Origin of the sequence: Bacillus sp. FSL K6-3312 (assembly GCF_038007485.1) — a bacterium.
In the GTDB taxonomy this organism is placed as follows: domain Bacteria; phylum Bacillota; class Bacilli; order Bacillales; family Bacillaceae; genus Bacillus; species Bacillus pumilus.
Window position 1 is genome coordinate 3444468 of record NZ_JBBOXI010000001.1, and the last position, 14054, is coordinate 3458521.

Genomic DNA, 14054 nt, shown 5'->3' on the forward strand with positions numbered 1-14054 from the left:
CTTATCTAAAGTAACCTGACACACCGCTTGAAATGCCTGACGCTAAACGATCTTTATACGTAGCCGATTTCAAGATGTTTGAATCAACTGGACTTGACACAAAACCAGTTTCTAAAAGAACACTCGGCATTTTAGAATATTTAATCACGTAGAATCCAGCTGTTTTCACACCACGGTCTCTTGTACCAAGTGCACTGACCATTTTCGGCTGAATGTTTTGCGCAAGCTTCAAGCTGTTTGCAGACGCATATGTTTTGTCATAATACGTTTCTGTTCCGTTTGCACTGCTGTTATCATTTGAGTTTGCATGGACACTGATGAAGATATCTGCATTTGCTGACGCACCTTTGCTCACTCGTGTTTGAAGACTGTCAAATGTGTCTGATGTTCTTGACATGGTAACAAGTGCACCCGCGTTGTTTAATTTCGTATTTAAACGCTTGGCTACATCTAAATTCAAGTTCTTTTCATATAACCCGTAGCCTACAGCTCCTGAATCATGTGCGCCATGACCTGGGTCAATGAATACTTTTTTCCCGACGACAGGGTTTTTCAATTGATTCACGACAGTTGGTGTCACCGTATTTGCACTGCCTACGACAGTAAATTTGGTGATTTTTTTACTGCTAATGGTTGCTCTTGTTACTTTTGGTAATGTTTTTTCATTCGTTAGAAGCAATGCTTTGTTTTGCTTCGCTGCGATCCCTGCAGCAGAAGATGAAGTGGCGTAGCCAAACCCTCTTCCTACATAGGTATTGTTCGTGCTCATATTATACTTTTTCACAATATTAGCGGCAACGTCATAACGAGTGGAGCCTTTAATTCGTGTTGGAGATTTCAATTGATTATAAGCTGCTTTTGTGACGTAATTTTCTCCGCCGACTACAATGGTTTGTTTGACATTGCTTGCTTTTGCAACAGATGCGATTTCAGAACGAAGTCCCTTTTTATCTGTGTAGAGAATCGGGAAACCTTTTTGTGCTGCTACCGGTGCAATTGCAATCCCATGAGCGTAGAAGGAACCTTCAACGACAACGACGCCTGCTGGCTTTTTCATTTTCTTTGCGATATTTGCAGATAGCTCATATCGATTTTTTCCTGAAATACGTTGTGTAGAGATGCCCATTTTCTTCACTTCATTGATTACGTTATTTGACACACTTGATGTACTGCCTAAAACGATCACTGTCTTTGTTTTTAAAGCCTTTAGGGCTTTTTTCGTATCACCTGAAAGACTCTTACTGTTTGTATAAAGAACTGGTCCATTTTTTTGGTGTGCAAGTGGAATCCCTGCTGTTGCATCTGCATACGCAGTTTTCCCTACTATTACGACTGTACTTGCAGTTCCCCATCCCTTTTTCGCTACGTTTGCTGCTACAGCATATCTGCTTCCGCCATCAATTCGTGAGACTGAATTATCTGCTGAAGCTGTTGGAACAATAACGAAAATGGCGATGAGGCTGAGGATGGCTGTTTTCATGATTGAGCGCATCATCTATGTCCTCCTTTAACCCTTTAATAGTTTGTTAGTTTTGTACCTGGATAGTAGAACGAAAGTATGGAAGAATATGAGTTTCCAGATTCTGCTCTAGCTTTGGCACCGTATTGGCTCATGCCAATGCCGTGACCATATCCTTTTCCTGAAATCGTAAAGTCATTTGTATTGTTTTTGACTGACGCAAATGTGCTTTTCACCTTTGTTGCGCCCATGATGGATCTAAACTCGGTCATCTTCATACTTGCCGTTGTACTTTTGTTTACTGCATATGTGCCTGTTTTATTTTTCAAATGATATGTCAGCTTGATTGATACCGTCTTCGCACGTTGGCCTTTTGTTTTTCCTGAGAACGTCAGGCTTGAGATGGATGCAATCTTCATATCAGATGCAGCTGTTTCTTTGTTTTTGAGCAGCCATGATTTGAGACCAGCAAGATCCGTTGCATTTGTCTCTTTTGCCTTAGACCACTGAGATGCTACTGTGCTAGCAGTCAATGTTGTGCCTAGCTGTTTTTTAGAGAGTTTTAATGTCCATGCATTGACCGGATCTTTTGTATCCTTTTTGGCCACTAAGTACGGCAGTGCATTTGCCCACACTTCTTCACTTGCCTCTGTATATCCGCCATTACTAGAATAATAGGTGGCTGAAATGAGCTGATTGTTGTATTTCAGTACTTTCCCTTTTGTGGCATCGACAGCTTTTGTCGAATTCGTGTACCAGTTATATCCTCCATATACTTGGAAGGCAGTTGTATCAGGTACGACTTTTCCAATACTTTTCACTGAATACGTTCTAGCGGCCACTGCCTGTGCTTTTAGCGCTTCAACATGCCAGCTTGCAGGCATTTCATTTGGTACCACGCCTTTTAGATAGTCTTCAAATGGGATATTTTCGAGAGTCGGCCTGATATAACCTGATTCAATTGCAAAGTTGACGCTGCCTAAGTACGGCTTCCCTGCAATTTGAAGGATATTTTTCGTTGAATATTTCTCAGGAACAACTCTTACATTGTTATACGTCTTTATGCCTTTTAATGAAATTTTTCCGTTAGAAATATTCAATTGGTAGTTTTGATTTTTTTTCAGATAGACTTGTTTGGCTAATGAGTTCTTCAAGCTATCTTTAATCGCACTTGTGCTACCAGCAAGGTGATAAGCATATGTACCCTTTTCTTTCAGCAGTTTTTTTAGTGACGCTGTGACAGAATCCGGTTTCACATACACAACAGTACTATTAGACTTTGCAGCCAATTGAGACAGCGGCATAGCATAAATATAGCTAGAGGCTTTTGCCAAATAAACTTTATCTGCATTGATATTTAATTTCTTCATTATATTCACAGAGAGTTCATAGCGATTGGCACCACTGATTCTTGTTACCTGTGACGTTTTTTTAATTTGATTCTCTACTTTTTGTCCCGTACTTTTCGTACTACCGATGATGATGACTTTGCTTGGCAGCTTGTAAGACGGAATGGAATCTTTTTTTGTTAACAGGATTGGATATCCCTTTCTCGATGCATAGGATGCAATCGCAATCCCATTCATAAATGAGTTTCCACCGACAACGACAGCTTGCTTATAGTTACCCATTTCTTTAGCGATTTTTTGGGAGATTTCAAACTTGTCTTTTCCACTAATACGTCTGACTTTCCCATACTTTTTAATAGATTTCTCAGCAGCTGTTGAAATACTTTTCGTGTTACCAACGATCAGGATGTTATCCGGCTTCATTTTCTTCAACTGGTTTTCAGTTGTTTTTGTTAGTTTTTCAATGTTTGTATACAAAATGGGTGCGCCTAGTTTGTAAGCTAACGGTGATACAGAAATGGCATGATCAAATGCATCACGGCTCACAATGACAACTGTTGATGGATTCTTCCAGCCGGCAGACGCGATGCTATTGGCAACTTCGTAGCGATTTTTGCCATCATATCTTTTCGTGACAGCGACATTCGATCCTGACAGCTTGTATTCTCCAGCTGTGGATAGATCCATCGTTTTTTTATTTCCGATATAATTAGACAATTTCACTGAAATTGTCGAGCTAGCCATGGCAGACTGAAAGGGTGCGATTAGTAGAGTCATTGTCATGAGAACAATAAGTGTAACGCCTGTTTTCTTCAATTTTGTTCATCCCGCCCATCTTTTTTACTTCTGTTTTTCAATCTTTTGAATTTCCTTTTGACCACTGTCATTGATAAAGTAAGAGATTTCTACTTTGTCTCCTGGTTTGAATTCATTTAACACATCTTTAAAATTATCCGTAAATTCATAGCTTAAGGTCGTATTCACTTTTTTCACTTCGACTGTATGTGCATCAGCCATTCCAATAAATTCAGCTTTTTCTTCCAGCACCTGAGGAGTTGAACTGCTTGTGTTGTTTTCTCCCGAGGACTGCTCAGCCGTTCCACATGCTGTGAGCACGATACCAAGTAGTAGTATTAAGAACGGTAAAACGACGATTTTCTTCATTTTTTTCACCTCATGTCTTTGTATCGTCTTATAACTTAATATTTTAAGGTAAATTTAAGGTTTTTTGAAACCTTTTTTTTGTTACAACGTCTATATCTAGGTTCAGAGTAAAAAAATAACTTGTTTATCAAGATTCGTAAACCTATAATCATGGAAGAATCATAGAAAAGGTGAGGGACATTATGAGAGCTGAAAGAAAACGAAAGAAGAAAAAGGTTCTTTGGATTGTTTTATCGATTATTGGCTTATTCGTATTAGCAACTGGCGGATATGCATATCATCTTTGGAATACAGCAGCTTCAACCGTGGCAGGCATTCAGGAGAATTTAAAGAAGTCAGATAAGCGTGACAAAGATGTCGATTTAAATAAGAAAGACCCGATTTCTATTTTAGTCATGGGTGTTGACGAAAGAAAAAATGACCGAGGCCGTGCGGATACATTAATATACATGACCGTTAACCCAAAAACCAAAACGACTGAGATGGTGAGTATCCCGCGTGATACGTATACGAAAATTGTCGGAAAAGGCACAATGGATAAAATTAACCACTCCTATGCATTCGGCGGCACACAAATGGCAGCTGATACTGTAGAGGAATTGCTTGATGTACCTGTTGATTACTTCGTGAAAGTCAATATGGAAAGCTTTAAGGATATTGTCGATACAGTTGGTGGTATTACAGTGAACAGCACATTTGCTTTCAGCTATGATGGTCATTCATTTGGTACAGGAGAAATTAATCTAAATGGCGATCAAGCCCTTGCCTACACAAGAATGAGAAAACAAGATCCAAAGGGTGACTTCGGACGTCAGCAAAGGCAGCGTCAAGTCATTGAAGGCATCATTGCTAAAGGGGCAAACATTTCATCTATTACGAAGTTCGGCGATATGTTCAAAGTCGTGGAAAACAATATGAAGACCAACATGTCCTTTGATGACATGTGGACGATGATGAATGACTACCGTGACGCAAGACAGCGTGTGAAGCAGCACGAGCTGAAAGGAACGGGAGCACGCATCAATAATATCTATTATTATCAGCTTGATGATAGCAGTTTGGCTAAAGTGAAGAAGGAATTGAAGGACAGTTTGGAGCAGTAAAAAAAGACTACATGACTGTAGTCTTCAGATTGTTGACAAAGGGCTAAAATGGTTTTTATTTTAGCTCTTTGTCTTCTTTTTTTATGATTTAAATGGGGCAGGTTTTTCTTCACTTAATCCAAATCGATGGAGGAGCTCCTCGACAATTCGTCTTGATGCTTGTCCGTCACCATAAGGGTTAGACGCCTTCGACATGCTGTCATACTCCTTCTGATCTACTAGCAGCTCTTTAGCCATTTTGTAAATGGTCTCTTCATCCGTACCTGCAAGCTTAAGTGTGCCGGCTTTCACGCCTTCTGGACGTTCTGTTGTATCACGGAGCACTAAAACTGGCTTCCCTAGAGAAGGCGCCTCCTCTTGTACACCGCCAGAATCCGTTAAGATAAAGTGCGAAGCGGCAGCAAAGTTATGGAAATCAACGACTTCAAGCGGTTCAATTAAGTGTACACGATCGAGACCGCTAAATTCTGTCTGAGCTGCATCACGTACGGCAGGGTTTAAATGAACAGGATAAACGACCTGAACATCTTCAAACTCTTCTACAACACGTCTAATGGCTCTAAACATATTTTTCATCGGCTGACCGAGATTCTCTCTGCGGTGGGCCGTTAACAAAATCATTTTATCCGTGCCTATTTTCTCTAAAATAGGGTGCTGATAATGCTCAGTAACTGTAGTTTGCAGGGCATCAATCGCTGTATTCCCTGTCACACAAATGGTCTCTTCTTTTTTATTTTCAATTAAAAGATTCTGCTTCGCTTCCTCTGTAGGAGAGAAATGAATATCGGCAATAGTGCCTGTCATTTGACGGTTCAATTCCTCTGGGAAAGGCGAATACTTATTGTGTGTTCTCAATCCTGCTTCGACGTGCCCAACTGAAATTTGGTGATAAAATGCTGCCAAGCTTCCTGCAAAGGTTGTTGTAGTATCCCCATGGACTAGGACAATATCAGGTTTTTCTTCTTGGAATAATTGGTCTAGCTTTAACAGTGCATTTGATGTGATTTCAGATAATGTCTGGCGCTGCTTCATGATGTTTAAATCATGATCTGGCTTAATTGAAAAAGCCTCAAGAACTTGATCAAGCATTTCTCTGTGCTGGGCTGTCACAGTGACAATCGAATTTATCTGTGGATGTTTATTTAATTCAAGGACAAGTGGTGCCATTTTGATCGCTTCAGGTCTAGTACCGAAAATAGTCATTACATTTAGTTTTTTCACTTGTTTAATCCTCTTTCCTAGTATAGTACTTTCAATTATACACAATTTGGAGGATAAATTTAATGGTATAAAAAAAGAAATTTACATTGAATTAACGTTAAATTTCTCTTTCCTTTACATTTAACATATAAAATATGAATTATCTAAAATTCATTTTAGTGAAATCATTTGTCTTTCCTATGATTTGTAAGTTACACTTTAAACAGACGACCAAGAACAAACATTGAGTGATTAAATCGGTTATCTATGTAAGGAAGGTGCAAAGTTCATTGAAAAAAGTACGTAAAGCCATTATACCAGCTGCAGGTCTTGGGACACGTTTCCTCCCTGCAACAAAAGCTATGCCTAAAGAAATGCTGCCAATCGTTGATAAACCAACCATTCAATATATTATTGAAGAAGCTGTTGAATCAGGAATTGAAGACATTATTATCGTCACTGGAAAAGGAAAAAGAGCCATTGAGGATCATTTTGATTTTGCACCAGAGCTAGAGCGCAACCTAGAGGAAAAAGGGAAGAGCGAGCTTCTAGAAAAGGTGAGAAAATCCTCTAACATTGCTGACATTCATTACATACGTCAAAAGGAACCTAAAGGACTGGGACACGCTGTTTGGTGCGCACGCAACTTTATCGGTGATGAGCCTTTCGCCGTTTTATTAGGTGATGATATTGTTCAAGCCGAAACACCTGGGCTTCGCCAGCTGATGGATGAATACGAAAAGACCCTTTCATCTGTGATTGGTGTTCAGCAGGTAGCAGACAGCGATACGCATCGCTACGGGATCATCGACCCTCTTACACAAGAAGGACGCCGCTACCAAGTGAAAAACTTTGTGGAAAAGCCGCCGCAAGGTACAGCACCATCCAATCTAGCAATATTAGGACGTTACATTTTCACGCCAGAGATCTTTATGTACCTTGATCAGCAAGAAATTGGTGCAGGCGGGGAAATTCAACTGACAGATGCCATCCAAAAGCTGAATGACATCCAGCGTGTATTCGCCTATGATTTCGAAGGAAAACGATACGATGTTGGTGAGAAGCAAGGCTTCATCGAGACGACTCTCGAGTTTGCCCTTCAAGATGAGGATCTGAAAAAGAAACTCATTCCATTTATGAAACAACTTCTCGAAAAAGAAGAAGTGAATTAAAAAAAGCTGCCGGAATCGGCAGTCAGGCTGTCGAGAAAATCTCGACAGCTTTATTTTTTCCCTTAAAGTTTCCATTCCCCCGTTTTATAATAGAGAAAAGCATACTAAAGGAAGGTGTTTTTCTCATGTTCCACACTAGAAATTCTTCTCAGCACGAAGCCGAATTTGTATTGCTAGATCAACTGGTCGAAGAGGATCACCTGCTTCGTAAAATTGATCAGTACATTGATTTTTCATTTATCGTAGATAAAGTCAAACCCTATTATAGTGAGAATAAAGGTCGTCCTTCTCTTGATCCACTTATTTTGTTCAAAATGATGTTTATCGGATACCTGTACGGTATCCGTTCTGAAAGACAACTTGAAAAAGAAATTTACTATAACATGGCGTATAGATGGTTTTTAGGTTTGAACATCAATGACCCCGTTCCCCACCACTCGACCATTAGCTGGAATCGTCGTACTCGATTCAAAGATACAACGATTTTTCAAGACATTTTTGATGAAATTGTGCTTCAAGCCATCAATCATGATATGGTAGGAGGCCGCGTTCTTTTTACTGATTCGACTCATCTTAAAGCCAATGCCAATAAACATAAATATACGAGAAAAACGATTGAACAAGATACTCAGAACTATATAAATGATTTAGAAGAAGCGATCCAAGAAGATCGAGAGGTACACGGAAAAAAGCCCTTAAAGGTAAAAGAGGAGGTGAAAACGGAAAAAGACATTCGTCAAAGTACGACTGACCCTGAAAGTGGCTATCTTTATCGTGAAAACAAGCCAGAAGGCTTTTTCTACCTAGACCACCGTACAACGGATATGAAGTACAATATCATCACGGATGCCCATGTCACGCCCGGCAATATCCATGACTCTGTTCCGTATCTTGATCGATTGGATCACCAAATCGCCCGATTTGGTTTTCAAGTAGAAGCTGTTGCCCTTGATTCTGGTTATTTGACAACCCCAATCTGTAAAGGTTTATCCGATCGCCGTATTTTTGGTGTCATCGCACATAGACGCTTTCATCCAACAAGAGGATTATTTGAGAAATGGAAATTTCAGTATGATTCTGAACATGATCACTACATATGCCCAAATGGCGAGAAGCTATTATATACAACAACTGATCGAAAAGGTTATCGATTCTACAAATCAGACCCTAAAAAATGCGTATCGTGTCCTTTCCTAGAGAGCTGTACAAGGTCGAAAAATCATCAAAAAGTGATCTCAAGACATGTATGGGAAGAACATAAAGAAAAGATCAGACAAAATCGTCTGTCTGCTTCTGGAAAAGAGCTATATAAAAAAAGAAAAGAAAAAATAGAGCGAAGCTTTGCAGATTCAAAACAACTGCATGGGCTTCGCTACTGCCGGTTGAGGGGAAAACAAAATGTGAGTGAGCAAGTGCTTCTCACAGCTGCCTGTCAGAACATGAAGAAGATTGCCACACACCTAGCGAAGCTAGGCTAGGTGTGTGGGAGGCCTTTTTCTTTAATCTCATCCATCATCATTACGATGAAAATAAAAAAGATTGTAGAAAAACATGAGTTTCTCTACAATCTGGCTGCCGGAATCGGCAGTTTTTTATTTCATCACTGAAATCGTCAGTGTATGCTCTTCATTATCAATGACAAACAGATTGCTTTCGCCCTTTACTGCGAATTTCGTTTGTTTCTCATTCATCCAAACCTTCTGTTCTGTCAGTCCAAGTGTCGAAGGAGAGATCGGCATCACCTCATGAAAGACAATAGCATTTGCTTGACCATTTTGAATGACATAGTCAGTTTTCTCTGTGGTCAATCGCTCAATCGTACCGCCTTGATCACTTTTGATCGAGCTCAGCGTTTGCATTTTTTGCTTAAGCACAGATTCCTCTTTTCCAAGGAAAGAAAGTAAATACTCATACGAGCCAGCAGATGCGGGCGATACATACGAGTTGAACTGTCCAGGTCCAATGGATAAAGACTTTAATTCCTCTGCAGGTTGAAGCCCTTCAGGTTTGACAAAATACGTCTCTGATGCTGTTTTGATTTGAACGGTTTGTTTATTTTCAGCGACAGCTTGTATCTCTTGCCCGAATGGCAAAGTGACACCTGCCTTCTTTTTCATGGCTTGATCTTTGTACACCGTGAGTGGATCTGCCGTGACAAGCGTCTGTCGTTCCACCTTTTTCAAATCAGGCGCCCCTTTCGTTAGCGGGTTCTTTGACTGAGGCGATTCTGTCTTATCTGCTGGGATGGCGCCAAACGTCGCCAGTGTACGAAGCGGACGATCCGAAAACATCGATAAGGCAAGTAAAATCGTTAAAACAGCTATTATCGTCACTTGAAAGGCTGGCCCAAAAAAGGAACGTCGTTTTCCGTTCTCATCATATCGAGACACCTTCTCTGTCTTTTTTTGTACGCCTTTGCGACCTTCTTTGTGTTTCAATTGATATTCTTTTTTTTCTTTTTTAGAAAGCTTGTTAAACCATTCAACAAACTCCTTATACTCTTTCACGACCTTCTTCGTCTCATCAAACATACGAAGCTCACCATAATGCATCCAAGCCACTCGGTCACAGATTTTTTGAATTTGGCTAATGGAATGGCTGACAAAAAAGATCGTCTTCCCTTGTTCCTTAAATTCTGTGATTCGATCCACGCATTTTTGATAGAAGGTTTGGTCACCAACAGACAACGCTTCATCAATAATCAAGATATCTGGATCGATATGCGCTGAAATGGCGAAGCCAAGACGTGACTTCATTCCGCTTGAATAGCTTTTCACAGGCTGATCAATAAAGTCACCAATATCCGCAAACTCTACGATTTTTTCATATAGTTCGTCTATCTCTTTATTCGTCAGCCCCATCATCAAGCACTTGAGGCGAATGTTGTCTTTCCCGCTTAATTGGTTGTTTAGCCCTGCCGCAATGGCAATTAACGAAGGCTGGCCGTCCATATCAACTTCACCACTTGTCGGTGGAATGATTTTCGCAAGAAGATTCGACATCGTTGATTTTCCAGATCCGTTGATCCCTACAAAACCAATCGTCTCGCCTTCATATACATCAAAGGACACATCACGAACAGCAAAGAAACCTTTTTCATTTTTATTAGGAAAAAACAGCCCTTTAATCTTATCTGACTGCTTTTTATATAGGACGTATTGCTTGGATACGTTTCGAAACGAAACCTTTAGTTTCATCGTATAATCTCCTTACTTTTTAAAGAAAATCGACAAATTTATCCCTAAATTTCATATGAAGCAATGAACCGACTGTTAAAAGAAGAAGCGTGATCAGCCAAAAATAAAGCGTATATTTCACATCATGGAAGAACCATTCTCCCTTTAACAAGCTATTTCTAAAACCATCAATAATGTAGAAAAGTGGATTCAATTTTAGTATATCCCCGATCCATGCTTTGTCTCCAGTGAGCTTCTCTGAGATATTCCAAAAAATCGGCAGCAAAAAGAAAAGTAAACGTGTCACTGATTGTAAAAGAAATTGATAGTCTCTCACGAGTACGCTAATCGTGGAATTAAACAAGCTAAACGAAAACATAAACGCGATCATACAAATAAAATAGTATATATATTGTAGCCAGTGCGCATCAGGATATATGCCATAGGAAATCAGCACAATCAGATAGACACCCATCATGACAAAGTAGCTGAACAAATTGGACATAATCACTACAGACGGCAGCGCACTAATCGGGAAATTCATTTTCGATACCATATTAATGCGTTTAAACACACTGTTTGATCCATCAAGTATCGTCGGACTAATGAAGAACCAAGGGATTAATCCAGCAAGCATCCAAATGATAAATGGAACTTCCATCCCTCCAATGACAATTGGCTGCCCTCCGCGAATTCCCAGACCAAAAACAAACCAGTAAGCCAGCATTTGAATCAATGGATTTAAAAACTGCCATAAAACACCTAAATAATTCATCTGATATTTTGATTTTGTTTCATAAACAGCAAGTCGCATAATCAGCGGAAATGAGCTAATTTGCTCCTTTAATATCGTCAACATTGCGTTCATTCTAATCTTCCTTAGATATAAGTTTTTGGGATTACTTTTTTAAAAAGCACCGCTCATAATTGTAACAGATAACGATGCACATTTCATCTTATAACAAAAGTCATGCACGTCAAACTAGAAGACAAAAACCCCCTGAATCCTTTCAATCGTTGATTCAGGGGGGTCATCACATATTAGATAATTTGGTGCTCTTTTAAGAAATCCGTAATTCTTTTCGTATTCTGATTATCGTTAAAGCTGTTGATTTTCAGATATTTTTCTTTATATTCATCTTCCACAACATACTGACGATCGATCGCATGTTTCACGATTCGAATCAGCTCTTGTGTATTATATGCTATCGGTCCTGGTGCATTTTCATCGTTTACAGGAGGAATCGCCTTATACTGTCTAATCAAGTAATCTTTTTCTTCCCAATAAAAAATAGGGTAGGCACCTCTATATTGTGCATCATAAATAGCAGATGAATAATCAGTAATAAACACTTTTGACACTTTTAGCGCTTCCGATGGGTTATCAGAAATAATATATTTATACTGAGGCAGATTTTGATAAACGTACTGTGAAAATTTGTTATGCGGTACAATTAACAGACGATCAAGAAGACCTGCTTCTTCAAAGCTTTTGATGATTTTGATTAGAACTCTATAGTAAGATGTTTCTTCAATTCTATTCGTATAAATAAGTCCCTCTTCCCAATATCGGTAAGTTGGCATAAAGGCGATCTTATCTGCACCGTCTACTAATTTGGCATGATCAAAGGTTGCCAGACCTGTCAAAATCAAATCCTCACGATCATAGTTCATTTTATAAAATTCACCGGCCTCTAATTCAGAGCTGATGACTGATTTATAAATATTGTATTGATTCTTGTCTTTATGGAATCCAAAGGCCATTGGATTATCAACTGGTTTAGCAAACATAATGCCATGCTGTAAAAAGACAAGTGGGACACTCATGATTCTCTCTCTGAGATGGTCAATATACAACCTATCATTTAGAACATGGTTAGATAATTCACTTGATATAAAATAACTGGCATTAAATATACTTAAATAATGTCTGAGACTATATTTCGGTATGATACCCTTTCCATATTTCGTTTTCAATGCTGGATATGCGCTTGATTTCTTATTAAGAATAAAGTAATTTTTTGAGTCTGTTTGACAATTTTCCTGTACATAGTCATACACTCTAATAGCTGATTCATCTGCTTTATCACTCTTTTTCTCAAAAAACAAATTCACACGATACTTTTTGTCTTTATAGAATGATGATAGGATACTCGCTATTTTTATTTTCACTTTACTAAATAAAGAATATTCCTGTGAATAAGGAATAATAGTTGATGTCACATTTCCAAATAGATTGGTTCTTAGGACTTGTAGCTTGTCCCCATTCTTTTTCGTGATATATGTTTTGACCTTCTTATCCTTCTTTTTCAACCTTAAACTATGGATAATTCGGTGATCATTTCCTACAAACAAGTTATTGTGGATTCTGCTGTCTAAATCAAGATCATTTAACGAGATTTTAAAGAAACCATATCTTTTCAAGAATTTAATCTTTCTAAATGGTCTTATAAATTTCGCCAGCTGATGCTCAGAGTTTCTAATGTAAAGATATTCATATTTTTGGTCTGAATTATACGCATAATGCGTCAATCTTCCAAAAACATAAAAACTATTAAACAAACTAAAGATGCGTAATCTCGACGTATGTTTAGTAACGAGATATGGGTTTCCTCTCACTAAGTATACGCCATTCGTTCTGACATAGATGTAATATCTTTGCTTATTAATCACTAAGATATTAAGAATATTGTCATCTTTGAACTGGTCTAAGGTATCTTTACCAAAAACTTTTAGCGGCTGATATCTAGGGACGAGTCTAAAGTTGATGATTTTCTTTTGATCCGTCACTTTATTTAAAATTTTGATTTGATTACGATTATTCACAGTCACTTGAATATCTTTATGTTCCTGCATCACATCAAACAAAATTTTCCTTACATTTAGTTCTTTATTCTGACAGTCATAGGTAATCACAAAGTGGAAAGCACTGTATTGAATAAAGGAGATATCCTCAAATCGTCTATTTGCCTCTTCGATGGGCAAATCTATTTTATAATTACGATTGATCTCATCTACATTCAGCAGCCCTGAAAATAATAACAATTCCTTTTCGCCGCTGTATAAGCCGTAGCGATCTAACCCTAATTGCTTGACATAAATATCCTCAAATTGATTGTTAATTTCAATAGGAAGTACTTGATCTGATTGGATCATGTCTGAGCATTCTTTGACAATATACAGGTTATGATCCTTTGCATAGAGATAGATCATTTCATTAGAATTGTCTATTGTGGATTCAAAAATCATCTGATCCCTTACATCAATTTCACAAATCCACTTTGACTCATTTACATTTAACTCTTTAAATTCAAAAGTGCACAACTTCTCTATGTTATCAATATATATAACTAACTTATGTTCATCTAAATTAAGAATTTCTATAAAATTATGATAAAGTTTGTACATTGAAGCACCTCTATATTATTTTC

General features: G+C 38.4%; 10 protein-coding genes. 3 read left to right on the plus strand and 7 right to left on the minus strand.

The genetic code is table 11. From position 1 onward, the window contains the following. Position 1: 1 nt before the first annotated feature. The 3 genes from MHI11_RS18140 to MHI11_RS18150 are packed head-to-tail and all read right to left on the minus strand — an operon-like array spanning position 2 to position 3972. The gene (locus MHI11_RS18140; RefSeq protein ID WP_044140362.1) at positions 2-1492 is read right to left on the minus strand and encodes an N-acetylmuramoyl-L-alanine amidase; all 1491 of its coding nucleotides are present in this window, start codon (positions 1490-1492) and stop codon (positions 2-4) included. A 23-nt stretch (positions 1493-1515) separates the two neighbouring features. Continuing rightward, positions 1516-3624, minus strand: a complete 2109-nt coding sequence (locus MHI11_RS18145; protein ID WP_340961924.1) for a SpoIID/LytB domain-containing protein — start codon at positions 3622-3624, stop codon at positions 1516-1518. Positions 3625-3648: 24 nt separating this feature from the next. Then, positions 3649-3972, minus strand: a complete 324-nt coding sequence (locus tag MHI11_RS18150; RefSeq protein WP_003212891.1) for a hypothetical protein — start codon at positions 3970-3972, stop codon at positions 3649-3651. A gap of 182 nt (positions 3973-4154) precedes the next feature. Here MHI11_RS18150 and tagU point away from each other — a divergent pair, with 182 nt between their 5' ends. Continuing rightward, positions 4155-5075, plus strand: a complete 921-nt coding sequence (gene tagU / locus MHI11_RS18155) for a polyisoprenyl-teichoic acid--peptidoglycan teichoic acid transferase TagU (RefSeq protein ID WP_044140056.1) — start codon at positions 4155-4157, stop codon at positions 5073-5075. A gap of 81 nt (positions 5076-5156) precedes the next feature. Here the strand turns inward: tagU and wecB are convergent, their stop codons facing one another. Beyond that, on the minus strand, positions 5157-6296 hold the full coding sequence (gene wecB, locus MHI11_RS18160) for a non-hydrolyzing UDP-N-acetylglucosamine 2-epimerase (RefSeq protein ID WP_268507581.1): 1140 nt from the start codon (positions 6294-6296) through the stop codon (positions 5157-5159). A gap of 269 nt (positions 6297-6565) precedes the next feature. Between wecB and galU the strand changes: the two genes are divergently transcribed. Beyond that, positions 6566-7447 (plus strand): UTP--glucose-1-phosphate uridylyltransferase GalU, encoded by an 882-nt coding sequence (galU, locus tag MHI11_RS18165; RefSeq protein ID WP_034660174.1) that lies wholly within the window; start codon positions 6566-6568, stop codon positions 7445-7447. Positions 7448-7572: 125 nt separating this feature from the next. Further along, positions 7573-8925 (plus strand): IS1182 family transposase, encoded by a 1353-nt coding sequence (locus MHI11_RS18170; protein ID WP_340960248.1) that lies wholly within the window; start codon positions 7573-7575, stop codon positions 8923-8925. 114 nt (positions 8926-9039) lie between these two features. Here MHI11_RS18170 and tagH read toward each other — a convergent pair whose 3' ends face one another. From tagH to MHI11_RS18185, 3 genes are all read right to left on the minus strand, one after another. Next, positions 9040-10644 (minus strand): teichoic acids export ABC transporter ATP-binding subunit TagH, encoded by a 1605-nt coding sequence (gene tagH / locus MHI11_RS18175; RefSeq protein WP_340961932.1) that lies wholly within the window; start codon positions 10642-10644, stop codon positions 9040-9042. Between the two features lie 19 nt (positions 10645-10663). Further along, a complete protein-coding gene (locus MHI11_RS18180) occupies positions 10664-11491 on the minus strand; it encodes an ABC transporter permease (protein ID WP_065097920.1) in 828 nt (275 codons plus the stop codon). Between the two features lie 173 nt (positions 11492-11664). After that, positions 11665-14031 carry a CDP-glycerol glycerophosphotransferase family protein gene (locus MHI11_RS18185; protein WP_065097919.1) on the minus strand — a complete coding sequence of 789 codons (2367 nt, stop codon included), beginning with the start codon at positions 14029-14031 and terminating at the stop codon, positions 11665-11667. Positions 14032-14054: the final 23 nt, after the last annotated feature.

Excerpts from the sequence above, each read along its gene's own strand:
- MHI11_RS18170 (WP_340960248.1), top strand. The coding sequence starts at position 7,573 with ATGTTCCACACTAGAAATTCTTCTCAGCACGAAGCCGAATTTGTATTG.
- tagU (WP_044140056.1), top strand. The coding sequence starts at position 4,155 with ATGAGAGCTGAAAGAAAACGAAAGAAGAAAAAGGTTCTTTGGATTGTT.
- MHI11_RS18185 (WP_065097919.1), bottom strand. The coding sequence starts at position 14,031 with ATGTACAAACTTTATCATAATTTTATAGAAATTCTTAATTTAGATGAA.
- MHI11_RS18180 (WP_065097920.1), bottom strand. The coding sequence starts at position 11,491 with ATGAACGCAATGTTGACGATATTAAAGGAGCAAATTAGCTCATTTCCG.
- MHI11_RS18140 (WP_044140362.1), bottom strand. The coding sequence starts at position 1,492 with ATGCGCTCAATCATGAAAACAGCCATCCTCAGCCTCATCGCCATTTTC.
- MHI11_RS18150 (WP_003212891.1), bottom strand. The coding sequence starts at position 3,972 with ATGAAGAAAATCGTCGTTTTACCGTTCTTAATACTACTACTTGGTATC.
- tagH (WP_340961932.1), bottom strand. The coding sequence starts at position 10,644 with ATGAAACTAAAGGTTTCGTTTCGAAACGTATCCAAGCAATACGTCCTA.